The organism is Bacillus sp. OTU530 (assembly GCF_038440375.1).
Window position 1 is genome coordinate 1 of the sequence record NZ_JASATP010000004.1, and the last position, 24,193, is coordinate 24,193.

At 38.4% G+C, this 24,193-nt stretch carries 23 protein-coding genes and 3 pseudogenes; 12 read left to right on the top strand and 14 right to left on the bottom strand.

The genetic code is table 11. The annotated features are described in order from the left end of the window. The coding region (locus tag AAHB12_RS03725; protein ID WP_342044335.1) for a hypothetical protein at positions 1 to 322 on the top strand (322 nt) is incomplete at its 5' end. Positions 323 to 765: 443 nt separating this feature from the next. Here AAHB12_RS03725 and AAHB12_RS03730 read toward each other — a convergent pair. Together AAHB12_RS03730 and AAHB12_RS03735 are read right to left on the bottom strand one after the other, a co-directional pair. Beyond that, a complete protein-coding gene (locus AAHB12_RS03730; RefSeq protein ID WP_342044336.1) occupies positions 766 to 1,380 on the bottom strand; it encodes a recombinase family protein in 615 nt (204 codons plus the stop codon). A gap of 420 nt (positions 1,381 to 1,800) precedes the next feature. Further along, positions 1,801 to 2,010 (bottom strand): DUF3903 domain-containing protein, encoded by a 210-nt coding sequence (locus AAHB12_RS03735; RefSeq protein WP_342044337.1) that lies wholly within the window; start codon positions 2,008 to 2,010, stop codon positions 1,801 to 1,803. Between the two features lie 585 nt (positions 2,011 to 2,595). Between AAHB12_RS03735 and AAHB12_RS03740 the strand changes: the two genes are divergently transcribed. Then, positions 2,596 to 3,716 (top strand): IS3 family transposase gene (locus AAHB12_RS03740; RefSeq protein ID WP_342044338.1). Its coding sequence is split into 2 segments (ribosomal slippage): positions 2,596 to 2,845 and positions 2,845 to 3,716, totalling 1,122 coding nucleotides; the frame shifts between segments, so codons are not numbered across the junction. A gap of 256 nt (positions 3,717 to 3,972) precedes the next feature. Here AAHB12_RS03740 and AAHB12_RS03745 read toward each other — a convergent pair. The 5 genes and pseudogenes from AAHB12_RS03745 to AAHB12_RS03765 all read right to left on the bottom strand — a co-directional run. Beyond that, the gene (locus tag AAHB12_RS03745) at positions 3,973 to 4,809 is read right to left on the bottom strand and encodes an alpha/beta fold hydrolase (RefSeq protein ID WP_342044339.1); all 837 of its coding nucleotides are present in this window, start codon (positions 4,807 to 4,809) and stop codon (positions 3,973 to 3,975) included. 406 nt (positions 4,810 to 5,215) lie between these two features. Further along, positions 5,216 to 5,421: pseudogene (locus AAHB12_RS03750) on the bottom strand (alpha/beta hydrolase); the annotation flags it as partial. 5 nt (positions 5,422 to 5,426) lie between these two features. After that, a complete protein-coding gene (locus tag AAHB12_RS03755; protein ID WP_342044340.1) occupies positions 5,427 to 6,368 on the bottom strand; it encodes a ring-cleaving dioxygenase in 942 nt (313 codons plus the stop codon). A 551-nt stretch (positions 6,369 to 6,919) separates the two neighbouring features. Beyond that, a complete protein-coding gene (locus AAHB12_RS03760) occupies positions 6,920 to 7,366 on the bottom strand; it encodes a MarR family winged helix-turn-helix transcriptional regulator (protein WP_342044341.1) in 447 nt (148 codons plus the stop codon). 129 nt (positions 7,367 to 7,495) lie between these two features. Beyond that, a pseudogene (locus AAHB12_RS03765) lies at positions 7,496 to 8,023 on the bottom strand (low temperature requirement protein A); the annotation flags it as partial. Positions 8,024 to 8,276: 253 nt separating this feature from the next. On the opposite strand from AAHB12_RS03765, the gene ycaC reads away from it, so the two are divergent. From ycaC to AAHB12_RS03785, 4 genes are all read left to right on the top strand, one after another. Then, complete coding sequence (ycaC, locus tag AAHB12_RS03770) at positions 8,277 to 8,921, top strand: isochorismate family cysteine hydrolase YcaC (protein WP_342044342.1); 645 nt, start codon at positions 8,277 to 8,279, stop codon at positions 8,919 to 8,921. Positions 8,922 to 9,112: 191 nt separating this feature from the next. Then, positions 9,113 to 9,757, top strand: coding sequence for a hydrolase (locus AAHB12_RS03775; RefSeq protein WP_342044343.1), 645 nt, complete (start codon positions 9,113 to 9,115; stop codon positions 9,755 to 9,757). Beyond that, the gene (locus tag AAHB12_RS03780; RefSeq protein WP_342044344.1) at positions 9,754 to 10,347 is read left to right on the top strand and encodes an antibiotic biosynthesis monooxygenase; all 594 of its coding nucleotides are present in this window, start codon (positions 9,754 to 9,756) and stop codon (positions 10,345 to 10,347) included. The genes AAHB12_RS03775 and AAHB12_RS03780 overlap by 4 nt, the downstream gene beginning before the upstream one ends. Positions 10,348 to 10,360: 13 nt before the next feature. Continuing rightward, positions 10,361 to 12,196 (top strand): amidohydrolase, encoded by a 1,836-nt coding sequence (locus tag AAHB12_RS03785; RefSeq protein ID WP_342044345.1) that lies wholly within the window; start codon positions 10,361 to 10,363, stop codon positions 12,194 to 12,196. A 94-nt stretch (positions 12,197 to 12,290) separates the two neighbouring features. On the opposite strand, the pseudogene AAHB12_RS03790 reads toward AAHB12_RS03785, so the two are convergent. After that, positions 12,291 to 12,374 (bottom strand): annotated as a pseudogene (locus AAHB12_RS03790) (IS6 family transposase); the annotation flags it as partial. A 201-nt stretch (positions 12,375 to 12,575) separates the two neighbouring features. Between AAHB12_RS03790 and AAHB12_RS03795 the strand changes: the two are divergent. Continuing rightward, positions 12,576 to 12,896, top strand: coding sequence for a hypothetical protein (locus tag AAHB12_RS03795; RefSeq protein ID WP_342044346.1), 321 nt, complete (start codon positions 12,576 to 12,578; stop codon positions 12,894 to 12,896). Between the two features lie 426 nt (positions 12,897 to 13,322). Here AAHB12_RS03795 and AAHB12_RS03800 read toward each other — a convergent pair whose 3' ends face one another. Both AAHB12_RS03800 and AAHB12_RS03805 read right to left on the bottom strand, forming a co-directional pair. After that, the gene (locus AAHB12_RS03800) at positions 13,323 to 14,324 is read right to left on the bottom strand and encodes a helix-turn-helix domain-containing protein (RefSeq protein WP_342044347.1); all 1,002 of its coding nucleotides are present in this window, start codon (positions 14,322 to 14,324) and stop codon (positions 13,323 to 13,325) included. A 345-nt stretch (positions 14,325 to 14,669) separates the two neighbouring features. Beyond that, positions 14,670 to 15,002 carry a hypothetical protein gene (locus AAHB12_RS03805; RefSeq protein ID WP_342044348.1) on the bottom strand — a complete coding sequence of 111 codons (333 nt, stop codon included), beginning with the start codon at positions 15,000 to 15,002 and terminating at the stop codon, positions 14,670 to 14,672. Between the two features lie 965 nt (positions 15,003 to 15,967). On the opposite strand from AAHB12_RS03805, the gene AAHB12_RS03810 reads away from it, so the two are divergent. The 3 genes from AAHB12_RS03810 (at position 15,968) to AAHB12_RS03820 (ending at position 19,048) form a co-directional block, all read left to right on the top strand. Next, positions 15,968 to 17,368, top strand: a complete 1,401-nt coding sequence (locus AAHB12_RS03810) for a DUF1565 domain-containing protein (protein ID WP_342044349.1) — start codon at positions 15,968 to 15,970, stop codon at positions 17,366 to 17,368. 320 nt (positions 17,369 to 17,688) lie between these two features. Next, positions 17,689 to 18,036 carry a PadR family transcriptional regulator gene (locus AAHB12_RS03815; protein WP_342044350.1) on the top strand — a complete coding sequence of 116 codons (348 nt, stop codon included), beginning with the start codon at positions 17,689 to 17,691 and terminating at the stop codon, positions 18,034 to 18,036. After that, the gene (locus tag AAHB12_RS03820; protein ID WP_342044481.1) at positions 18,023 to 19,048 is read left to right on the top strand and encodes an HAAS signaling domain-containing protein; all 1,026 of its coding nucleotides are present in this window, start codon (positions 18,023 to 18,025) and stop codon (positions 19,046 to 19,048) included. The genes AAHB12_RS03815 and AAHB12_RS03820 overlap by 14 nt, the downstream gene beginning before the upstream one ends. 170 nt (positions 19,049 to 19,218) lie before the next feature. Here the strand turns inward: AAHB12_RS03820 and AAHB12_RS03825 are convergent, their stop codons facing one another. Then, positions 19,219 to 19,596: a PH domain-containing protein gene (locus AAHB12_RS03825; RefSeq protein ID WP_342044351.1), complete on the bottom strand. Its 378-nt coding sequence runs from the start codon at positions 19,594 to 19,596 to the stop codon at positions 19,219 to 19,221. 481 nt (positions 19,597 to 20,077) lie between these two features. Beyond that, a complete protein-coding gene (locus tag AAHB12_RS03830) occupies positions 20,078 to 21,406 on the bottom strand; it encodes an RNA-guided endonuclease InsQ/TnpB family protein (protein WP_342044352.1) in 1,329 nt (442 codons plus the stop codon). Positions 21,407 to 22,122: 716 nt separating this feature from the next. Between AAHB12_RS03830 and AAHB12_RS03835 the strand changes: the two genes are divergently transcribed. Beyond that, positions 22,123 to 22,278 (top strand): hypothetical protein, encoded by a 156-nt coding sequence (locus AAHB12_RS03835; RefSeq protein WP_342044353.1) that lies wholly within the window; start codon positions 22,123 to 22,125, stop codon positions 22,276 to 22,278. Between the two features lie 89 nt (positions 22,279 to 22,367). Here AAHB12_RS03835 and AAHB12_RS03840 read toward each other — a convergent pair whose 3' ends face one another. Then, a complete protein-coding gene (locus AAHB12_RS03840; RefSeq protein ID WP_342044354.1) occupies positions 22,368 to 22,538 on the bottom strand; it encodes a hypothetical protein in 171 nt (56 codons plus the stop codon). Positions 22,539 to 22,828: 290 nt separating this feature from the next. Between AAHB12_RS03840 and AAHB12_RS03845 the strand changes: the two genes are divergently transcribed. Further along, positions 22,829 to 23,350 carry a hypothetical protein gene (locus AAHB12_RS03845; protein WP_342044355.1) on the top strand — a complete coding sequence of 174 codons (522 nt, stop codon included), beginning with the start codon at positions 22,829 to 22,831 and terminating at the stop codon, positions 23,348 to 23,350. Between the two features lie 193 nt (positions 23,351 to 23,543). On the opposite strand, the gene AAHB12_RS03850 is transcribed toward AAHB12_RS03845, so the two are convergent. Next, positions 23,544 to 23,813, bottom strand: coding sequence for a hydrolase (locus AAHB12_RS03850; protein WP_342044356.1), 270 nt, complete (start codon positions 23,811 to 23,813; stop codon positions 23,544 to 23,546). Positions 23,814 to 24,193: the final 380 nt, after the last annotated feature.

Below are 24,193 nucleotides of genomic sequence, written 5' to 3' on the forward strand. Positions count from 1 at the left end.
TTCGGATGTTACGGATGTTTCGGTTGTTGCTGATGTTGCGGATGTTGCGGATGCTGCGGATGTTGCGGATATTGCGGATGTTGCGGATGTTGCGGATGTTGCGGATATTGCGGATGTTGCGGATATTGCGGATGTTGCGGATGATAACCCGTATGATACGGATAATAATGATGATATGGATGGTAACCAACTTGATATGGATATTGTTGGTACGGATAATGTGATTGATAACCGCCTTGGTAAGGATAGACCATTTATATCCCCCTTTCTCCAAGCTTCTCAATCAAGATATGTGCCCCTTATTAAAAAGGTACTAGGGTAAACGCCTGATGTATTTAAAGAACTTCCAATTAGCATCCTTATTAACACTATGTGGAATGCCTAGACGGCAATATAACGCCTGTCATTAACCCTTGCGTGAGTGACCGCAGTCCTCGCCTTAGGATGTCGAATCGTCCTAATTGACGATAAATACAACTAAGCTTTCAAGATTTCGGGTTCTCACTTGTTTTACGACGGTAGTGTCTTTGCATTTATTGGAAATCAGTAATGCCTATAGCCCCTCGCCAGTTGTTATTTAATCGTTACCAACATAAATTTAGGTAATAAGATTCATAGTATAGAAGATACTCATTAGGGTTGTGAGATTTGATACTCATGTGCACACTTCACTAGGCAAGTTTCAACATGGATATGGGATTGATTTTATGATAGGGTGCCCCCCTCTGATAACTACTAAGAATGGAAAAATGAAAGGCGAACCTTCTATAGGCACGCCAGTTGTTCCTCATATTCTTTTACTAACTTATAGAATGTTGTCCGCTTCAAATTAGCTCTTCTCATCGCTTCTGTCGCAGTGATCCGTTGTGCTTTCCATTCCTTATATACCATAATAAAAGCATCGGATATTTCGGCTTTTGGCCTACCGAACTTTATTCCATTTTTCAGGGCAACATCTATCCCCTCTCTCTGACGTTTCTTGATCCGTTCTCGCTCTTCTTCCGCCAACCACGATAATATCTGTAGCACTAAATCGGAAATAAACGTACCTAAGCTGTCCTGGTATTTCGTTGTGTCCAACAAAGGCATGTCTAGCACTACGATGTCCGCTTTGATATTCTTCGTAATGTCTGTCCATTCGTTCAAGATTTCCTCTTTGTTTCTGCCAAATCGATCTAAGGAATGAATGTATAGAACGTCTCCCACTCGTAGATGATGCTTTAGCGACTGGTACTGTTCCCGATTGAAGTCCTTACCGCTTTGCCTGTCGATAAAAATGTCTCTACGGCTGATACTAATCTCTTTCATTGCTTGCAACTGTCTCGCTTTGTTCTGATCCTTTGCGCTAACACGGATGTATCCGAATTTGCGATTTTCCATTTTCCGTTCTCCTCCCGATCATTGGTATGTATCCTCAGTATACCGGGAGTGTTCGTAAATGTATATTTAATTAACGAACATTCGTAAAATCCATTTGATATGTTTGTGAACAAAATAAAAAACGGTGGAATGCGTACTCAACCGTTAGTTGTAAACTGTTCGTTTAGGTATACCTTTTGGAACGGTTGAACATTTTATAAAACTATATACTCTCTATGATTCTTAAAGGTCCGGAATATATTTTAGAAACGTCCCAACCCTTAGAGACATCTCTCTTGCTGTAATACTGGTATAAAAAGGATAGAAGGTGTTAAAATCGATAAAACTGTGTTCCAACAAAAAGGAACACGGTCTTTTTTTGTTCAATGTAAACTAATGTGTAAAGGATAACTATTAAGAATATAAAAGAATCAAAATTACTTAGATCCCCATAATAATTGGTTCTGGAGCATTATCTACGCTTGAAGAAGAATTCAATTCAATGGATGTTGCAGAACCAAAACGACGATGAAGTTCCTGTTTAACTTTGTCTATAGCAAAGAATTCCGAAGAGGCATACACTGTAATACATTCACCTACAACTCGATTCCCAATGGCCATCGTGTATTCAACGTGATAGGGAGAAATCATTTGTTTCATCCTTCCTTCTACTTGTCTTTGCTACAGCATACGAAGGAAGAGTTTGAGATATTCCACTAGGTTGGTAGTTTCTATTACTCTCTTTCTTTCTTGATTCAAACGTTCTATTAAGTAATGTATGACCTTTGTTTCAAGAGGACTATCCTTTACCTCGTGCTATGTGTCGAGGATGGCCAGTCTTACTTTCATCTCGAAAGCCCCTTTTCTTATGCGGAAAGAGGGCATGACGGTATGACAGTCTTGTATGATAATCCTACTTCGTCCTTGGTTACATGGTCTTTAGCTACTACAAAGGGGATTCCCTATAAGTAACCACTAACAAGCAGGGGATGCCCTTATAGTCTCCTTTTTCTCAGGAGTAAGTGTTCGGGCATTGCTAAGAAGGCATCAATGGTGTGCTGGGAATCCCTACTTGTATATAGAAGTAAGCCATAAAAGAAAGGGGGGTATGACGGTATAACAATCGTGTATAAGAGTAGAGGAGTTATGAAGCTCTTAGTGGATAGGCTACACTTAGTTGGACAGAAAAGTTAAGGTCAAGTAGACTAAATCTAATACGAATTAGGAGAATCTACGATGACAAAAAGAGAAAGAAGAAAGTTTACAGATGAATTCAAACATCAGATGGTCCAGCTATATTTAAACGGCAAGCCAAGAAAAGATATTATTCGTGAGTATGACCTTACACCTTCTTCTCTAGATAAGTGGATCAGTCAGAGTCAAGCCACAGGATCCTTTAAGGAAAAGGACAACCTGACAGCGGAAGAAGCTGAGTTAATTCAACTTCGTAAGCAAATTAAGCAACTTCAAATGGAGAACGATATTTTAAAGCAAGCCGCGCTGATAATAGGACGAAAGTAAATGTGATCCGTAATAATCAACACAAATACTCGATATCAGCAATGTGCAAAGTCCTACAACTTCCAAGAAGCACGTACTATTATGAAGTGAAAGAACGGGTTTCAGAAGATAATGTGACCTCTGATATCATCGATATTTTTCAAAAGAGCCGTCAGAACTATGGAACACGCAAAGTCAAGGTGGAGCTAAAGAAGCGTGGACACATCGTTTCCAGACGGAGAATTGGGCGGATTATGAATGAACAAGGTCTCGTCTCTACTTATACGGTAGCTCAATTTAAGCCTCAAGCAACGGTTTGTAACGAATCCAATCAGGAGAACACACTGAACCGTAGGTTCCATCAAGAAGAGGAATTGACAGCGGTTGTGAGCGACTTAACATACGTAAGAGTCAATCAAAAATGGCACTATGTATGTGTATTTGTCGATCTCTTTAATCGTGAAATCATTGGTTACAGTGCTGGTCTTCATAAAAATGCCGACTTGGTTTATAGAGCATTTGCATCCATTCAAAAGGATCTCCGCCACATTCAACTGTTTCATACAGACCGTGGAAGTGAGTTTAAAAACAAGCTGATTGATGAAGCACTTGAAACGTTTGGAATCCAGCGTTCTCTTAGTATGAAAGGCTGCCCTTATGATAATGCCGTAGCTGAAGCTACCTTTAAGATTATTAAAACAGAGTTCGTGAAGGGTCACCATTTTGATAGTCTTGAGGATTTATCTAGAGAACTACAAGACTATGTACATTGGTTTAATCACATTCGAATTCATGGAACTCTTGGATATGTAAGCCCCATTCAATACAAACTTGAACACCTTAAGAAAACTGTCTAGTTTAGTGTTGACAATCCATAGATACTATGAAAGAAATGTATGCTCTGCCCTACTTTTTTGGGGAAGCTGGCTCGTCATGTGGGGACGAACCCCCACGTATTACGTGTATAGATATAGATTGAGGGAAGTACCTTATAAGGAAGGTCTCCCCAAAGATTGCGCATAGCGCTACTCTTTGGGGAAACCCTCTAATCGATAAATTTGTGTTATTATTCTTGATACTGCTGTTGAACCGCTTCCGGTAGTTTCTCAAAGATTAGTCTTTTAAAAATGTTAATAACGCTTCATTAAATTCTTTTGCATGAGTTGCGTTTAATCCATGAGGACCACCCTGTATTAGAGCGAGCTTACTACCAGGAATGGAATCATATGTGCGTTTTCCACTTAACTCAAAAGGTACAGTTGCATCAGAGTCACCGTGAATAATAAGAGTAGGTATATTGAACTTTTCCAAGTCCTTTCTAAAATCTGTCTTACTAAAGGCGGTAATACAATCGAGTGTTCCTTTAGGTGATGCACTAGCTGCAATATCCAGATTATATAAACGGAATGGCTCACTAACTAAATCTGTTCGATTACCAGCCGCGAAAAATCCCTTAGTAAATTCGTCAAGAAATGCAAGGCGGTCATTTATCACGCCACTTTTGAATTCCTCAATTGCTGCATCATCTAATGCCCCTTCAGGATGATCCTCTGATTTATATAAATAAGGCGGAACTGCTCCAGCAAAAACAGCCTTTTCAATACGATCTGTTCCATACGTACTAATGTATCGAGCTACCTCACCTCCACCCATAGAAAAACCAACAAGTGTGACAGTTTGAAGATCTAAATGTTCTAATAGTTGATGTAAATCAGAAGCAAAGGTATCATATTCATATCCTTCCCACGGCTGAGATGATTTTCCAAAGCCTCGACGATCATATGTTATAACTCTGTAACCTGCTTCAATAAGAGCTGGTACCTGATATTCCCAAGAACGTCCACTTAAAGGCCAACCATGTATTAAGACAACGGGTTTCCCTGAACCATGGTCCTCATAATAAAGTTCAACTGGATCTTGATTTTCATTACCTACAGTAACTTTTGCCATATAAATTTCCTCCCCATGAATTTTCATTATTAAACCTATATTCTTGCCTCTCTGACCAAAAAAACTCTTTACTCCAAAACATTTAAAATATTTTATTTTGCAAAATGTTTATAGGATTATAATATTCCACACTATCAAAATTGTAAAATTATGTAAAAATAAATATTAAATCAATCAATATATTAGATTATAATTTATTTGTAAATAACATTTAAATCAAGATGTGTAAATTATTGAAAAAGATTGAAGAACTTAAACTGGAAAATCGAATTAGAGATTTCTAAGCAACTCCAAAAAGTTGGAATGAGGAATCACAGCCCTGCCTAATTACATCAAGGCTTATTTGTCGATTTCACTCTGCAAATTTTAAGTTATTTACAAAAAATTCAATTTGTATTACTAAAGTTTAAAAGACCCTACGATACCAGTGAGCCGCAGCTTCAACTTCATCAGCAGTCAATTGATGCACCCTATTTTCCCAATGAATTTCAACTTTTGCATTAGCCTTCTCCAATAAAGATTGAAGTTCGGTAGATTCCATCGGCGAACATATGGGATCATTTTTACCGCAGCAATAAATACTGACTTCCCCGACAAATCAGGAAGAACAATTCAGCTCACAACTTTAATTCTCTTACCTCAAATGGTAATAAACTTTGTTTAATCTGCCCTCTAAACTGTTCATACTGCTCTGGCAACATTAATTTTTCTCCCATCGTCGCTTCGGATTCATCGTGGGCAAATCCTGGAGGATCTGTTGCAATCTCAAAGAGAATTTCCCCGTGTTCTCTAAAGTAAATCGCATTAAAATAGTTTCGATCTCGTACAGGAGTTACCCCATATCCGTTTTCCTCAACATATTTTTTCCATTCCAATTGGTCTTGATCATCCTTTGCTCGCCATGCAATGTGGTGTACAGTTCCAACACCCATTGTCCCGCGTCCTATTGGCGTTAACTTTAAGTCAATGACATTGCCAATTTCTGCTGAAGAACGGTAACGTGCAAAGTCGCCTTCCTTGCCGATTAATTCTAGTCCCAATATGTTTTCTAACAATACAGCCGTTTTGTCAGGATGGGTCGATAACAAAGTAGCACCGCCAAAGCCTTTAATAGCTACCTCAGGTGTTACCCCGCCAAAGGTCCATGTATTTACTTCCCCTTCTTCCCTTTCAACAATTTCCAAGTGTAGCCCATGAGGGTCATCAAATTCCAAGTATTCCTCGCTAAAGCGCTCCTTTACAGTAAAAGGAATATTGAAGGATTCCAGTCTTTTTTTCCAGAACTTCATAGCTCCTTTTGGAACAACATAAGATGTAACGCCTACTTGACCATCACCAATTTTTCCTTGACTAGCTCCTGCCCATGGAAAAAATGTCATGATTGTTCCTGGTTTTCCACCCTCATTACCAAAATAAAGATGGTAGGTACCTGGGTCATCAAAATTGACAGTTTTTTTCACTAAACGTAAACCTAATACACCTGCATAGAAATCAACATTCTCTTGAGGATGACCAACAATTGCAGTAATGTGGTGAATACCCATCGTTGTTTTACTCATTTTATTTTCACTCCTATTTTTATTTCTGGTTAGACATCTAATCTTAAAAAAAGCATCACCAAGTTGTCGATAATTGTATATACGACTCCGAGGATGCTTTTTCCTTTTTATGAAGTTTTTTCCTTTGTGTGAAGTTTTTTACTGTCTATAAATATTGGATCTCTAATTTTATTAAAAACAGAATCATGAAAATTATTCACAATATCTATTATTAATTAAGTTGATTATTATCCATTCGTAAAACATTAAGATAGTAAAGGGGGATATCGCCCAACATTTTGGATATCAAAGTGAGTATTAATGATACATGATTTCCAATTGTTCATTTGAAATAGGTCAGAAGAAGAAAAAAGCTATAGTTGAGGCTGATTATTGTAGTTTTTTACAAGGGAGCCATATCGAATTAGGTATTGCTATTGGAAATAGCAAAAAGATTCACCTTTATTCAATCAGAGAAGTAGATAACTTTGCAACAAAACTACTTTTTATCACTTACAAGACTTTTAGGTTTACAGGCTCTTTTACCATTAGTGCTGATATGTGATTACCTACTATGGTTTTTGAATTTTCCTAAGTAAACCTAGAAGCTGTTTTTTTTCCTTGTAAGTCAAGTTGGAAAATTGTGATGCTTGAAATTGTTCTTGTTTCGAAACAACTTCATAAAAAAACTCTTTTCCTTCCTCAGTCAATGAAAGGTATTTTGTTTTCCATTCCTGTTCCCGATTAATCAATCCCAACTCTTCCATTTTACTTAACAGTTGAGTAATATTGCCTTTCGTAACAAAAAGATTGTTTGCTAGTTCTTGTTGTGACAATCGTCCATGAGAACCCACTTGAACTAAGATATCGAATTGGGCTGCAGTTAGATTCCATTTTTTTAAATGTTGATTGGATTCTCGAATACCCTGGTTATATACTCGTGTTAGTCCGAACCATAACAATAAGCTTAGTCGTTCCTCTTTTTTAGTTGAGGAGCGATTCGTTATGTTTTCTTCCATGATTACCACCTCATTCTTATTTTGTTACAATCAATTTATGGATAAACAGATTTAATGTCAAATGTAAAAATTACTAATATATCCAAATAAACCAGTATTATAGTTTGATACTGGTTTATTTGATGCTTTTTATGTAGTTGTTAATTTAGCATAGATGATAAAAAATAGGGTTAATTGTCCTATTATCACAATATTTGGTACTACTACAATTAAATTAATAACAAAAAAGACTGCTAAAATCCCTAAAAACAAGCATAAATGATAAATTTTCAAACGGTGTTGTTCAAACCTGTATTGATGAAAAACAATTGTAGTTGACAGGAAATAGAGTAATACAGAACCGAAAACAAAATATAGGATAAAAGAATAATGGACCTCATGTAAAAATAATAGTCTAATGGATGCTGCAACCATACTCAAAGACATTAAAATAAACAGATGACCGTAAATAATAATTTGACCGGAAGTTTGTCTAGACTTGTCGAGTTTCTTCTCCATGTTATCGAAATATTGCCACCACATCGAAATAATGAGGATAAATGAAATGATCGCAAAGCTTATTGAATCCCAATTTCCTTGTTTAGGTTGAATGACCACAAGAGTGCTTATAAGAGCTTCCCCAAAGAGAATAATGGAAAATAGACCAAATCTCTCTATTTACAACAATTTATAAATTGGATAGATAAAACTCCTGTTTTAGATTAATAGAAGGAGACAAAGCATTTTTAAAAATTAGTCTAACTGTTTTTTCTGATTTTTAAGAAAACTATTGACCTGTCATAATTTTACAGATAAATTAATATTAACGATTAGTTTAGTTATAAACTGATTACTACAAACGAAGAAATTTATGCTAATTGTCCACTGTCTAAACTTTCTTCGATTACTTAATTTTTAGGAGGAATACATAATGTCTGATCTCTATTCTCGTATTAACAAAGATGATGCTGTCGTTCTTTTAGTGGATCATCAAACTGGCCTTATGTCCGGACTAGTACGTGACTATGGTGTTGATGAATTCAAGAACAATGTTTTGGCTCTTGCTCACACTGCTAAGTTTTTTGATTTACCAGTTATTTTAACAACAAGCTTTGAAAACGGACCTAATGGACCTTTAATGCAAGAATTAGTTGATCTCTTTCCTCACGCACCAAAAATAGCTCGACCTGGACAAATTAACGCATGGGATAATGATGATTTTGTAAAAGCAATCGAAGAAACTGGAAAAAAACAACTTATCATCGCGGGCGTAGTTACGGATGTTTGCGTTGCTTTCCCGGCACTTTCCGCTATAAAAGCTGGGTATGAAGTATTTGCTGTTACTGATGCTTCAGGAACTTTCAGTAAACAAGTTGCAGATGCTGCCAATACGCGTATGGCACATAGTGGCGTGCAACTTATGAACTGGTTCAGCGTAGCGTGCGAATTACAACGCGATTGGCGCAATGATGTCGAAGGTTTTGGCAATTTGCTTGCTAGTAATCTTCCAGGTTATCAAAATATAATTGGAAGCTATAGGGGAGCTCAGCGAGATCTTAGTAAACAAAATGCATAAATTTATTCCTAAGAAATAGATATTTTTTAAAAGTGGATAGCATAAATTTAGCGCTGATTTAATCAGCGCTCCTTTTTAAATAAGAAGTATAGCAAGGCTTTTATTTTTACGATTACAGCTGAAACTAATAGAAAATATAATTGTTTCAAAAAACTTTATTTGAAACAATTTTAAAAAAGGAGTGTTTTATTATGAGTAATTTAGAATTGTTAACTCCGGAGAATAGTGCATTAATTTTGATCGATTTTCAGCCTCAAATGACTTTTGGAGTTGCAAGCATTGACAGACAAACATTGCTTAATAACGTTATGCTGCTTGCTAAATCAGCAAAAGCTTTTAACGTACCTACTATTCTTACTACAGTGGAAACACGCAGCTTTTCTGGTTATTTTTGGCCACAAATTCTTGACATATTCCCAAACCATGAAATTATAGAACGTAGTTCAATGAACTCTTGGGAAGATTCAAAATTTGTTGAGGCAGTTAAAGCAACAGGTAGAAAGAAATTGATATTTGCAGCACTTTGGACTGAAGTTTGCCTTGCATTCCCTGTGCTTGAAGCAATTAAAGCTGGCTATGAAGTTTATGCAGTTGATGATGCTTCAGGTGGTACTAGTTTGACAGCGCATAACGCTGCTATGCGTCGTGTAGAACAAGCTGGAGCAATTCCAGTGACAGCAATTCAAGTTTTACTTGAATACCAACGTGACTGGGCACGCAAAGACACTTATGATGCTGTTATGGAAATTGTAAAAGAACACACTGGCGCTTATGGTCAAGGCGTGGAATACGCATATACTATGGTACATGGCGCGCTTCCAAGCAGGAAAATATGAAACAAGAAAGAGTAACTGTCGGAGAAACTCATACAGGGAACACTATGGATGCTGGCGGTCCAGTAACAACGATTGTTACATGGAAAATTCAAGAAGGTAGAGAAAAACAGTTTGAAACGTGGAGGCATGAAATCGAAGCTGCCGCTACTAAATTTCCAGGGCATTTAGGCGTAAATCTAATAGTCCCCAATAACGGATCCAGAGAGTATACTGTTATTTTTCGCTTTGATACGTATGAGCATCTACGTGCTTGGCAAGAATCAGATATTCGTCGAGATTTGTTAAAAAAGGCAGAACAATTTCAAGCTACTAATCCAACTTACAAAACTGAAAGCAGTTTGGCTTATTGGTTTGTTACTCCGAAAACGCCAGTTCCACCGCCAAAATGGAAAATGTCTATTGTTACCGTTCTTGGTGTATGGCCTCTTAGCTTGTTGGTTCCTAAAGTGATAGGACCTATTATAAAAAATATGCATCCTATTATGTCAGCTTTTTTTGTTTCTGTATGTATAGTGTCCTTGCTATCATGGGTAGTAATGCCGATTCTCGGTAAAATATTTCATCCATGGTTACAGAATAATAGGAAGTAGACGAGGTGTGAACATGAATTTACCGGATATGATCTTATATAACGGAAAAATCACTACCCTTGACCCATCTCAACCTGAGGTATCGGCTATCGCCATAACTGATGGTTTAGTCACTGCAGTAGGTGGAGATGAGCTTCTTGATAGTGCCACAGAAAAAACCAAAAAAATAGACCTTAAGAGAAAGAGAGCTATTCCGGGCTTGAATGACTCTCATATACACGTTATTCGTGGCGGTCTTCATTATAATATGGAATTGCGCTGGGAAGGTGTGCCATCACTTGCTATTGCTCTGGAAATGCTTAGAGAGCAGGCAAGGCGTACACCTGCTCCTCAGTGGGTAAGAGTAGTTGGAGGTTGGTCTGAATTTCAATTTAAAGAAAGACGGATGCCAACTTTGGAAGAGATTAATGCTGTTTCTGAAGACACGCCTGTCTTTGTGCTACATCTTTACGATAGAGCACTTGTAAATCATGCAGGGCTGCGTGCACTGGGATATACAAAAGATACCCCAGACCCTCCGGGCTGTTTAATTGAGCGGGATAAACGAGGTAATCCAACGGGTCTTTTAATTGCCAATCCTAACGCTTCTATTCTTTATTCAAGTTTGGGTAGAGCTCCAGTACTTAATTTTGACGACCAGATTAACTCAACTCGCCATTTTATGCGCGAATTAAATAGATTAGGTATCACAAGTGCCATTGACGCAGGTGGTGGATTCCAAAACTATCCTGATGATTACAAAGTTGTTGAACATTTAGCCGAGAAGAATCAATTAACTTTGCGTATTGCGTATAATCTATTTACGCAAAATCCAAATCATGAATATGAAGACTTTGCTTCATGGGCAAAAATTGTTTCTCCGGGTCAAGGAAATGATAAGTATAAAATGAATGGTGCCGGAGAAATGTTAGTATTCTCGGCAGCCGATTTTGAAAAATTTCAAATGCCGCGGCCCGAACTAGCTACGGTGATGGAAGCTGACTTAAAGAAAGTAATTTCTCTATTGGTGGAAAACCGTTGGCCATTCCGTTTACATGCAACTTATGACGAGTCAATAACACGTTTCTTAAATGTTTTTGAGGAAGTCAACAGAGAAATTCCTTTTAATGGTCTACGCTGGTGGTTTGACCATGCAGAAACAATCTCAGATCGTAGTATGGAACGTGTTAAGGCTTTAAATGGCGGTATTGCCATCCAAGACCGCATGGCTTTCCAAGGTGAATACTTTGTTGATTTATACGGAAAGGAAGCTGCAAAGCGTACTCCTCCGATTTATCGTATGCTAGACCTGGGTATACCTGTTGGCGCCGGTAGTGATGCAACCAGGGTTTCCAGCTATAACCCTTGGGTTGCTCTTTACTGGATGGTTGCCGGAAAAACCATTGGTGGTCTTTCGATATACGATGAAAAGAATAAACTTGACAGAAAAGTAGCCCTGGAGCTATATTCCAAAGGAAGTGCGTGGTTCTCTGGTGATGAAGGTAAAAAGGGAACCCTTGCAGTAGGTCAGTTTGCTGATATTGCTGTATTGTCTGCTGACTACTTTACTGTGCCAGAAGAAGAAATCAAAGACCTTGAATCATTACTCACCATTATGGGTGGGCAGGTTGTTTATGGAAATGATGAATTTAAAAATTTATCACCTGAATTGCCGCCAGCATCACCTGATTGGGCACCGACGGGAGTTTATGGTTATGGTGGTGCTAACCTAGCCCACAATATACTTTCTCACGATGCCCATGATCACAAGTTACATAGTTGCAGTAACCCTCTCCATCAACACACTCATACCGTAATAGGAAAAGATGGAACTAAATGGGGTATTGGTTGTACTTGCTTTGCTTTCTAATAAGGGTTTGGGGCCGAGGACGGACCCAAATAGTAATGGTATTAAGATCATAAGGGTGATATGGGTTCTGGTGCATTCCTAACGGAATCTACTACTATGCGGTAAGGCCGAAGAGTTGATTGATTAACTTGATTTGTTTTTTGACAGACTTCTCTCCTTGCAAAGTCTGTCTTTTTTTATATCCGCTATCTTAATCGCCTATTTTATACCAAGAGATGCAACTACAAAGGGATTCCCTATAAGCAACCACTAACAAGCAGGGGATGCCCTGTTTCCCAGAAGTAAGTGCTCGGGCACTGCTAATATGGCATAGATGACAGGCAGGAACCCCCTACTTACATATAGAAGGAATCCGTAGGAGAAAGGGGGATATGACGGCATGACAGGAAAAGAACTACAGGAGCAAGCCCTCCCAAATCCCCAAGACGCAAACAGTCATGACGTTATGACTCTTGTAGACTCCCTTCTTCGGGAGCAAGAGCAACGGTTTACCTCTCAAATCCAACAACTTATCCAGCAGCAAAAAGAAATGACAACGAAACAAGATGAAAAGCTGAATCAAATTTTGCTTCACTTGGATCGCATAGATCAACGTGAACAGGAACGAAATAGAATGATGCAAGAGGAAAAGGAAGCGCAGATGCAAATAGCGGCAGCCCAGGAAAAAAGGTCATGGTGGCATCGTTTTTTCGGTAAATGACTAGGGAATGGCTAGAGAATCCCTCTTGTTTTTGGCGAACGATTGGGGGATGCCCTTATAGTCCGCCAAACGTAAAAGGAGGTGCCAGTCTGTTGCATATTGAGTGAGAGAGAGCAGGGCCCCCCCTTGTTGTAAGAACGTGTGAGCCATACAGCCCTTCCGAATCGTATTGGCAGCGAATCCGACGGATATACAGGATACATAGGACAAGCAGCTTGGCATAGGATAGGCCTGCCTAGGATCCCCTACACATGACAAAAGGGCCTCTGGAGAAGTAGGAAGCCCTTTTGTCTGTACACCACTAAATTTGTATAGAGATTGCAAGGCATCCCTATGTGTGTATCTTGCTCAAATATCTATTTTTTATGCATCTGTTTGTATAATTAAACGTATGAGTATCGACACATGCAACAGGAACAAAGAATCCTACAGTAACCCTCGAGCCCTTAGTTCCTTTTCAATACAATATTTCACGAAATCCTCGATCGTCATCTCTTCTTCTCTCACCACTTGCGCTACTTTTTCTTTTACATGAGAAGGAATCACAGTGTGTATCGTTTCCAAATCACTGTCTATCATGACTCCTTTATGACGGACAGATACAGTTCCTTCTATTATATTGTGTTGCAGGAGATTGATTTCCACACCATGCTCTTCCCGATTGAATGGCAGTAAGAACGGTTTTACGAATACTTCAATCGTGGCGTCCTCCCGTTCCTTTACCTTCATATTATAAGGACCGACAAACAAGAATAATTGTTCCAGTACCTTATAAATGGGGGAATTCAGCTGACTCGGCTTGACGAACATAAACTGGGCATAGCCTCTTTTATTGATCGCTTTCATGCTCTTTACTTCACCAGATGCCACATACCCCTGTTCCAGTAACTCATCCAACGGTAAGAACGTTCCTCTTTCCGTCTTTGTCCGAACGATCCCCTCTTGTGTAATTTCCATCACCCGGGCGATTTCCTTTGTCGTCGCATGGATAAAGGATTGATAGAGGAACGTATTCGTTTCCTTATGATAGATGGGCGTTTTACTTTCAATCTGATGATGTTCCATATAATCGAGTAGATCTTCTTCTTGTACAAAAGAGATTTGTTTCCCTAAGTAAAACGCTGTAAACGAAGGAATTTTCCCGGTCTTAATCAACTTTTGCGCCGTTGATAGGGATACCCCGAGCATCTCCCCCACATCCTTGTTCGTAAGTCCCGGTTTCCGATACATCTCCCTCACTTTTTCCACCGTCTCTGGTGAAAAGTAATAGGTCCCATCAATGGTCCAGTCGTTCTTATTGATAGGTACAATCTCTTCCCTTTTCACTAAGCTGTAAATCGTTTGTTCGGAGATGTGTAGAAGCTTTGCCATCTCCTTTGTTGAAATGTCTTGGTCTAATGTTTCTTGCGTGTTTGCCTCGATTGTCATCGTACCCTTCCCCTCTCACATTCTCTACTGCTATGACATTTTATAAAATGATTCTCTCGTTTCTACCGTTCATGATCTACAAAACAAATTCGTTGATGTTTTCTATTTGTATAGATATGTAGGTAACACATATAGAATCATGACATCCTAACGGATCGTCTTTCCCTTGAATGAGATCCATTCCACTTCTATATATCTATTATACTACAAATCATTCACCTATCACTAAATACACGTAAAGTATCAGTTTATGTATCAGAAAAGAAATACTGAATGATAGCATGATTAAAATAGTAGAATCACTTTGTATAAGAGGAGTGCACATAATGGGGCGGTTAATTGCAATTATCTTGAAGTTTTTGCACCAGAACCAGAAATAGTTTGGGTAATAAGAATGAATGTTTGCTGTTTAACTTCTTGTTGCGGCTCCTTTTGCGAAAGAGGTATGAATACATCCTGCTTTGTTTCCAGCTGATTGACTGACTCTGGGTTAACTTGTTTTTTGTCTTTAGAGCTTTGTTTAGCTGCATTGGTATTTCCGCTCACAGTTCCACTTGTCCGTACTGTAGAGAAACGAGATTGAACACGTGTTTCATCCTTTGAAAGACAAGGGATTGGAATACCCTTGCATATTCGAATATAACCTCCATGACTTTTATGTCCAACTTGTCTACACAATATTGGATATTCCTTATAGTTTTACGACACGCTCAAAATCATTTAAAATGCTAGAAAATTAATTTTTCTAGCCCCTGTTTCGGAGAAGTCTGTCCTGAAAATAGAGGAATTCATACTAATATTTTACTATTTTCCTGATTTTTCAATACATCTCCATCCTATTATAATAAACACTAGTTAACCGGAACATGCCAATCAAACGGTTCATTACCATTTCCTCTTTATCCATACTATGAACCCATAAAAAATAAGGAGGTGCAGGTTACAAAACATCTTTTGAATAGACTAAATACAGAATCTGACTATAGTTGTCACACTGAGAAACATCCCTTAGGTTATACAACAAGTTTAGAAGCATTTAAGGATATCCACATATAAAGGAAAAGGAGAGAAAATATAAAATGAATAAACCACTATTAACTTTTTTTTGCATCGAAACATCGGCGTGCCATCCTTCCAACAATCGAAAATAAGGTCGTCTCACTAGAAAACAAACGCAAGGGCATGTTTACACTGTCTTACGAGCACGACGGCATCTACATTGTCCCTCTCCACACTGTGAGTCGCATAGCAGATAAACAATCTAAAACTGAGTGACTGCTTGAGATCTTTATGTTCTCTAATTTTCAGGATAAGGAATAGATTATGGAATATTTAGCTTATATGTGTCCCACACACATTTTCATGCACGTCAACCGTAAGCATTGCACCCAGTCGGGATCATTAGAAACCCTTGATATGACGCGGTTTCTCAAACATGAGGAATCGCGTTTTTGTTTAAAAGAGACATTGGGCAATGAGATTAAATCTAACGCTAAAGCATCCGACTTCTTAGGACTTGGATGCTGAACGGATGACAACCGTATAAATAGTTGCTTTAATGAACATATGCGAAAACAAAAAAATCATTGATAGAAGGTGAAAATAGTATTTCGAATCAAAACTAACAATAAGAGGGAATGATTATGAACAAAAAAGTAAGAGCAGTGATGTTACTTTTGATGGTATTTTCTATCGGGATGGTACTGCATGGGAATGTAGTATATAGCGCTCAGAAAAAAGAATTATATGTGTCTCCGATTGGGAACGACAAAAACGTGGGAAGCAAGAAAAAGCCTTTAAAAACTATACAAAAAGCAGTCAATGTAGCAAAACCCGGTACAATTGTTTATGTAAGAAAAGGTGTATACAAAGAACAAGTCGTCATAAAGAAATCTGGACAAAAAAATGCCCCCATCATAATTAAGGCCTATCCAAAAGAGAAGGCGACGATCGATGGGAGAGGTCTTAAGGTGTCATGGGACTATCAGGGCTTAGTATCAATGCATGATAAAAGCTATGTCACCATCGATGGATTTGAAATCAAAAATTACAAAACAAAGAAAGAAGGTTTAGTGCCAATCGGCATCTCAGTCAGCGGGAGTGGAAAAGGAATTCGTATTTTGCGGAATCATATTCATCACATCGAAACGCGTCATAAAAACGGGAATGCGCATGGAATTGCCATATACGGAACAAAAGCACCGCAAGCTATTGAAGATATTTTCATTTCAGGCAACAAACTAGAAGATATGAAACTGGGTGCGAGTGAAACGATGGTGTTAAACGGAAATGTATCGAATTTCAAGGTTACATATAACATCTTAAGACGAAACGATAACATCGGAATCGATATCATCGGATTTGAAGGCGTATCCCCTGTTGAAGCGTTTGATCAGGCAAGAGATGGAATCATCAGCAACAACACGGTCTATCAAATATCCAGTTACGGAAATCCAGCTTACGGAAACCAGTATTCAGCTGGCGGGATCTATGTGGACGGTGGAAAAGAGATCATTATCGAAAAGAATAAGGTGTATAAAAACGATATAGGAATAGAAGCGGCTAGCGAACATGCTGGCAAATCCACAAGTTCTATAACTATACGAAAAAATACGATTTATGAGAATAGAAGTGCAGGTATTGCAATAGGAGGATATGACACGAAAAGAGGAAGTACTATAAACAGCATCATTACCGACAACATCCTGTATAAAAATGATACAAAATATCAAGATGGTGGACAGTTGCTCCTCCAATATAATACAAAACAAAATAGAATCGAAAACAACATCATGGTCGCAGGAGATTCCAATCTCCTTATCAGCAGCCCATTCAAGCAAAACGAAGGCAACAAAATAGACAACAATGTTTATTACTTAGATAGAGGAGAGAAAGAGACGCGTTGGATATGGGAAGCGGAAGAAATTATAGGATTCTCTGCTTATAAAGAGAAAAGTCTCCAGGATGAAAGCAGTGTTTTTAGGAAGCCTGAGTTCGTGGATGAAAGGAAACGCGACTTTCGATTGAACACCAAAGCACAATGATTAAGAGAGCTTTTTGTAGATTCTTAGATACATTGAATTCCGACAATATGCGATCCTGTTAAACATGAATAGGCTATGCCCCGTCCCTTGTTCAGCTAATGGTGCAGATTTGTAGAAGAAAAACAAAAAGGAAACCACATTTTAGACATATCTAATTTGTGGTTTATTTTTATTTCAACTTTTTATGCATCCAACTTCCTAATTTTTTATTATCTTTAAATATTTACCAATTTAAATTGTTTTCATCACAACAATAGTGTATGATACATAGTATAAATCATATACTGTATGACATATAGTATCAAAAATGAGGTGGGTGAATGAGCAATTTATTGAATTCATTAACTACGGAGCTTAGGAGAGGAACGTTGACATTAGCGGTTTTAAGTCAATTACAAACCCCCCAGTATGGATATTCACTTGTTCAGTTATTGGAGGGATCAGGCATTGCCATGGATCAAAGTACCTTATACCCATTGCTTCGCCGATTGGAGAAGCAGGAGTTAGTGTCGAGTAGTTGGGATACATCTGAGAGCAGGCCCCGTAAGTACTATGTTTTAAGTGAATATGGGTTAGAAGTATTTTTGCAGTTAAAAAAGGAATGGATAAAGAGTTCGAAAGAGCTTTATAACTTATTACAAGGGGAGGAAAATGATGAACTTAATTGAGATTTATATTCAGGAAGTTGCTCAGAGGCTGCCCGAAAGGAGTCGTGAGGATATTATACTTGAGTTACGGTCAACCATAGAGGATATGCTGCCTGATGATTATAGTGAAGAAGATGTAAAGGCGGTTCTTGAAAAATTAGGGAGTCCAGTCACATTGGCTAGTGGTTATCGAGATCGGCCAATGCACTTGATTGGTCCACGCTATTTTGATGTCTATGTGACGCTGCTAAAAATGATTTTACCGATTGCCGCTGTCATTTCGTTAATCTCGATGATCGCCGAATATTTTATTGGGTATAGTGGAGAACAAGCGGTTATAAATATTGTTTTGAGTCTTATCGGTGAAGGAGTATGGAGAATCATTGAAGTAGGGATTCAAGTATTCTTTTGGCTAACACTTGTGTTTGCTACTTTAGAAAGAACAGATAAAGGAAAAGATGAGCAGCCATTAACAGCACGCCTTAAAAAATGGACTCCTGATGATTTGAAAAATATCCCTTATATCCCTAAGAAAAAAGCGATTTCAAAGTTTGAAGTATTTGGAGGTTTAATGTGGACTGCGATCTGGGCAACGCTTTATTTTTATGCGCACCGTCTTGTAGGTGTATATAGAGGAGATGGAAACGGACTTGAATTTGTGACTCCAACCTTCAGTCAAGATGTTTTGCTTCGGTATTGGCCAATCGTTGTTATTCTGATCGGTTTAGAAATAGCATTATCCCTTTATAAGTTAATAAAAGGACAATGGACGCAAAGAATGGCAATATGCAATGCTGTCCTCCAGCTAATTGGAACCATTGTATTTATTGTGATATTAGTAAATCCAAATGTGATGAGCGGAGATTTCATTATGTATATGACCGATTTATTTACTACTACCGCGAATCAATTTAAAACGTGGATAGTTGGCAGTGGCATTTTCATCTTTGTGCTATCTGCGGCAATCAATGTATTTGATGGCTTCTGTAAGGCTCGCATTCGTCAATCCAAATCAAACGGGTGCTCGAGTTGAAGAGGAAAATAAAGAAACGGATCATCAAATAATCCCTGATAAAACAATCTTATAGCACCTTTTGATAAAGAAAACTCGCCAATTTTGGCGAGTTTTCTTTATATCATGCTGAAGCCTTTTAGAACTCTAAAGCTAGCTCAGAGGTTTCTTTCCATCTTTTATTCTAATCCCTATTTTAGAACATACGCTGCTAAAACACTTTGCAGCTCATAAATGTTTAAGCTTTTGTTGAATTGCTTTTGAAGCGGTGTCTGGCTTCCAGACAGCCAAATCTTCAACTCTGCGTCTAGGTCAAAGTTCCCAGCTGTTTCAATGCTAAAATGCGTAATGCTACGGTAAGGGACAGAATGATACTCCGTTTTCTTCCCTGTTATCCCTTGTTTATCTACCAAAATCAAGCGCTTATCTGTGAATAAGAACATATCGCGAATCAGCCGATATGCTTTTTCGATTTTCTCGCTGGGAGCCAAAATTTTTTGGAATTCAGCTCGAACTTCTTCAATGTCTACTTCTGCTGCATTCCCCATTAACCCATCTAAAAATCCCATTTTCTATCTCCTCCCTATTCTGTACATTTTATATTATATCGTTATTTCCATATTTTTACAATTTCTTCATAGTCCACTTATAGATGTTCTGAATTATCATCAAACTGATATGAACGAAACTGTCAACAATCAACAGCTACACCCCAAATGTTTTTGTTTGGATTATGGATCCATTGATGGACAGAGTCATCCTTTTTTTAGCTTACCTACCCTAGATCCCTTCACGCTGTGGTAGCTTGGACGTATAGTTATTGAACGTATTCGGCTCGATCCCTAGAACGTTTACTAGCCCTTTCCCCACGTATTGCGTTTACTTGCGGTGAACTACCCACCACTTATCCGCTGCGCGTCTTGAAGTGGGGGCTTCGAAAGACAAACAACATCTTTCTCTTTTATTGCTACTTCACTCACAAACCTAACGGTTCATGTCCATAGCCTTAAATTTGCGGCGTCCCTACCGCTATTTGGAAACTGATACACATTATGCAGACAACACGCCCATTTCTTTCAAAACATGAGTACCGTATTGCTTGAGGTTAAGTGCTGCATTATAATCTCTATCAGTTTTTGTACCACATTCGGTACATCTGTATATCCTTTCGGATAATGTAAGTTTATCTTTCTTATGGCCACAACAATTACAGATTTTACTAGATGCAAAATACTTGTCAGCAATAATGTAATATTTTCCTTTTCTTTCACATTTATATTTTAGCATCGTACGGAACAGCCCAAATCCGTTGTCATGTAACTTTTTCCCTAAACGTAAGCATTGTGCCAGGTTTCGTAAATCGATATCTTCTACCACAACAGCCTGATAATCATTGGTTATCTGATTCGTCATCTTGTGGAGAGTATCTCTTCTTTTATTTTTTACCTTTGCCATAACCTTTTGGTATTTACGTACTTGTTTTTGATAATTCTTACTATATAGGATATTACCGTTTTCATCTGTTTTCGCATGGTTCTTCTTACGAGCAAAGGATTGATTCATACGCCGTTGACGCTTTTCAATGATCTTATGGTATCTTGTATAACCGGCAATGTGACCATTGCTATCTACATAGAGGTGTTCCTGACTATAATCTAAACCTATTACATCATCAGGAGATAGATCCCCTTGAGGTTGAGGTACCTTGAACGGATAATCGATGGACAAGGAGACCATATATCGAGTTCCCTCACGTTTTACCGTCGCCTTTTTAATGACACCATCAGCTGGAACATCTCGATGTAGAATCATAGAAATTCCTTCTTTGAATTTTGGAATACATAAGAAACATTCTCCGTTTTCTTGTCTTATTTTTATATTTCCGTTTGTTTGGTTTGTCGTGTAGCTTAACTTACCTTGCTTTTTACTATGGAATTTAGGTACACCTTTGATGTCTCGAAAAGTAGGAATATAACCCATGGTTTTCACTTTTTTACGTACAAACTTTTTATACTGCATAGGCTTTTTTGCATATTCCTCATTGTATTTCTGAATCGCTGCTTGAAACCTCATTTTTGCATCATTGTAGACAAAAGAATCATTGCTTGTATCTAAATAATCATACTGGGCAGTAATTGTTGTATAAGAAGGAACTTTATAACGAATAAAACCACCTGCAAATCCAATCCCTTCCAAATGTTCATACAAACCAGCTATATATATATTGTAAACCTTTCTCTCACACCCAAATGCTCGTTCTAGGCGTATCGCTTGTTCTTCAGTAGGAACAATAGAAAAACGAAAACCAGAAGTGATCCAACCATCTGGTAAGGATTTTTTTGTTCCTTTTATATGGGTTCCATCTTCCCTAGTTGCCATTTTCAACACCACCTTCCATGTCTTGGTAATCCTATTATAACAAACATGTGTTCGGTCTTCAATAACCAACTACAAAGAAGAGAAAAAAATAGGCTTACGCCTACTGAAAATTCATCCCCCACCTACTCATTTGGGCTACGCCCTTCGCATTCCTTGAGGAAGGGGACTTCTTTTCAGAAAATCTGTTAAATTCTCTTCATGCGGATTTTCTACAAGCACGTATACTTTGTAATGGATATACGATAGGCATCGAAAGATTACGCCTGCTTCGCTATCTGTTAGGCGTTTAAATAACTTTGTCGCTGTGCCCTTATAGATTTTCGTAAAATCCCCCTCTCCTTCACCCGCAGAGCTGCAAGGGATACAGCAATTTTTTGTATATCCTGGCTTCTGTTATCTGTGTTCCTTTCGTTCTTCTACACAGGAAATAACATGTCTTTTCAAATTGACGCTTGTACTAGCGGGCAAGCCCGACACTTGCCTAACGGCTTCGTGTATTTACATTCCCTAAATTTAATCGCTAATACTCGGCGCAGCAAATAGTAATGATCTATGAGCCGATGCGAATAAATCAAGGCAGCACTCCTTATAATATAGGTGCTTTCTCTCTTTTCTTATAGCGCTATGCGGTGCGCTTTTTTACATAATTCTTACGAAATCTTTACATTTAGATGCTAAAATTAGTTAACAGATTAAAAATATCGGGAGGGCTTTGTTTGAAATGTGGAGATATTGTTATTTACAAAGCAAAATGGTATCGGATTCTTTTCGTCTATCGTAACGGTTTGGCGGAAATAGAAGATATGAGCCGTAGGTTTACTGTCGAGCTTGTGTCGCTTTCATCCCTTGAGCCGTTAATGGGTACGCCCTGAGTTAAAGTAATAATGTGGCCGTCCGACTGCCCTTGTTTGGGAATCTCAACTTTTAACAATCCAATAACGCTCATGTATCTAGCTACTCTTTATGATCGATCCTCATTCGCCGCTTGCTTCGTTTCATTCATGATAAGAGAAAGAAGGACCGCTTCTCCATTTATTCTCTTCGCTAGCTTTGTAGCTTCTTCGTATTGTCTTTCGATTACACTTCGTATTGATCCTTGCACAGATTCGTAGACCAAAAGAAAGAAGAGCATGCTTAACTCTCGTATTCTTTACGACCCTACATGCTGTCGCTAGCTACTGCTGTATAACGCTAGGTTCCCGTAGTTCTTTCTGCATACCGCTAGATATGCGCCCCCCTGTTCCGTTGTACATGCGTTATTGTCAAGCGAATTAACTCCTGCTATCAATCAGCGTATGCTTATGTAAGCTTGTATACCGCTTTATATCTGATTACAAGTAATATTGTTTCAAAATATTCAAATTACTATTTATAATGGAAATATGTACACAACTTGGAAACTTGCATTAGGGGGAAGCGCTTATGACCATTATGAAAACTAAAACATTTTGGACAATATTTTGGATTTGTATTGGGGTCGTAATCCTTGGAAGTTTTTACGGGATAACGACTTTATCAAATAGCAAGGACACGGTGGCAGAAGCAACAACGCAAGAAGGAGCATATAAAGACACTCCGACTCAAACAAAGTCAACACCAACGATCGAAGCGGATATGCCAACGGGCTTTGTTTCTTCGAATCATAGTTCGTTGAATGACTTGACGGGTTGGGGTGCTATTGATTCGCCCGATTGGAAAGCCGTTCATGAAAGAGCAAAAGATATTGTTTTAGAACTAAATCAAATGAATTACAACGGGGACGCCGATTTGGTAGCGGATTTCAAAGACATTCGGAAATTGGCGGAAAATCTTAAAACCAACGAAGACAAAGGCGACCTTCGGAAACTTCACCGATATTTCCACGACCTTGACGTTGTAATGAACAATGCTGACGGTGACGGGGCATTTTACGGAATAACGGAATGGGGCGACGCCAACGATTAAAGGATGGAAAAATCCGTTCCTTTTCGTTTTTGATTTCATGAAAAGAAACGGCCTTTGTCCTTGCTTAACAAAAAGCGATATTCGCATATTAGAAGCGCTGCGAATCCTTACGCAAATCTATGTAATTAAGGACGTAGTTTAAGGAAAAATATTAAGGGGCTCCTTCCAAAAGCAAAGGAACCCCTTGGTGGTATTACTCGATACGGAGAGCTTGAATGTCTCGGCAATCTACAAAAATAATAGTACCTGGTTCTTCCTCTTCGTCTCTAAATCTAGCGCAACAAGTATTGTTGTTGAAGTTCTGGAAGATAACATCTTCCAGTACTCTTCCGCCTGATAAAAAAACGTCTACTTCTGTTCCGCGATCTAAATTTCTCAAAACATTACATGCACATTTATTACATCTGCTGCTAGAACCTGAAGAGGCACTATTTTGAGAGCCCCATGAATTATTGTTATACATTATCAAATCCCCCTTTCATATTAATAGAATATGAAAAGGAATATTAAAAAGATTGGACAAGGTGTTTAGGCTATAGCACATTTTTAACTGAAGCAAGTCTTTTATTAATAAAATAAAGGAGGTTCTTATAGCATGGTCAATTGAACTACCTCCACCTACTCGCTAATGCTCCTTGAGGTGGGGGATTCTGTATTTTCTTCCTAGGAAGCGAAATACAGAGCCGTTCAACAGGCTTCTCATAGGGCAAATAGGGAGAGCTCACACTTCCTTGTACGTGACAAAGCCACCAAGGCGACCTTGTCTCACACAAGTAGTTGATAGTTGCTTCTCTTTTTTCACCCTATACGTGTTGCGATGTTCTTGCACCAATGCACCCACCA

Bases quoted from the DNA above. Each gene is read 5' to 3' on its own strand.
- AAHB12_RS03730 (WP_342044336.1), bottom strand. From the start codon at position 1,380: ATGGAAAATCGCAAATTCGGATACATCCGTGTTAGCGCAAAGGATCAG.
- AAHB12_RS03735 (WP_342044337.1), bottom strand. From the start codon at position 2,010: ATGATTTCTCCCTATCACGTTGAATACACGATGGCCATTGGGAATCGA.
- AAHB12_RS03745 (WP_342044339.1), bottom strand. From the start codon at position 4,809: ATGGCAAAAGTTACTGTAGGTAATGAAAATCAAGATCCAGTTGAACTT.
- AAHB12_RS03755 (WP_342044340.1), bottom strand. From the start codon at position 6,368: ATGAGTAAAACAACGATGGGTATTCACCACATTACTGCAATTGTTGGT.
- AAHB12_RS03760 (WP_342044341.1), bottom strand. From the start codon at position 7,366: ATGGAAGAAAACATAACGAATCGCTCCTCAACTAAAAAAGAGGAACGA.
- ycaC (WP_342044342.1), top strand. From the start codon at position 8,277: ATGTCTGATCTCTATTCTCGTATTAACAAAGATGATGCTGTCGTTCTT.
- AAHB12_RS03775 (WP_342044343.1), top strand. From the start codon at position 9,113: ATGAGTAATTTAGAATTGTTAACTCCGGAGAATAGTGCATTAATTTTG.
- AAHB12_RS03780 (WP_342044344.1), top strand. From the start codon at position 9,754: ATGAAACAAGAAAGAGTAACTGTCGGAGAAACTCATACAGGGAACACT.
- AAHB12_RS03785 (WP_342044345.1), top strand. From the start codon at position 10,361: ATGAATTTACCGGATATGATCTTATATAACGGAAAAATCACTACCCTT.
- AAHB12_RS03795 (WP_342044346.1), top strand. From the start codon at position 12,576: ATGACAGGAAAAGAACTACAGGAGCAAGCCCTCCCAAATCCCCAAGAC.
- AAHB12_RS03800 (WP_342044347.1), bottom strand. From the start codon at position 14,324: ATGACAATCGAGGCAAACACGCAAGAAACATTAGACCAAGACATTTCA.
- AAHB12_RS03810 (WP_342044349.1), top strand. From the start codon at position 15,968: ATGAACAAAAAAGTAAGAGCAGTGATGTTACTTTTGATGGTATTTTCT.
- AAHB12_RS03815 (WP_342044350.1), top strand. From the start codon at position 17,689: ATGAGCAATTTATTGAATTCATTAACTACGGAGCTTAGGAGAGGAACG.
- AAHB12_RS03820 (WP_342044481.1), top strand. From the start codon at position 18,023: ATGAACTTAATTGAGATTTATATTCAGGAAGTTGCTCAGAGGCTGCCC.
- AAHB12_RS03825 (WP_342044351.1), bottom strand. From the start codon at position 19,596: ATGGGATTTTTAGATGGGTTAATGGGGAATGCAGCAGAAGTAGACATT.
- AAHB12_RS03830 (WP_342044352.1), bottom strand. From the start codon at position 21,406: ATGGCAACTAGGGAAGATGGAACCCATATAAAAGGAACAAAAAAATCC.
- AAHB12_RS03840 (WP_342044354.1), bottom strand. From the start codon at position 22,538: ATGCTCTTCTTTCTTTTGGTCTACGAATCTGTGCAAGGATCAATACGA.
- AAHB12_RS03845 (WP_342044355.1), top strand. From the start codon at position 22,829: ATGACCATTATGAAAACTAAAACATTTTGGACAATATTTTGGATTTGT.
- AAHB12_RS03850 (WP_342044356.1), bottom strand. From the start codon at position 23,813: ATGTATAACAATAATTCATGGGGCTCTCAAAATAGTGCCTCTTCAGGT.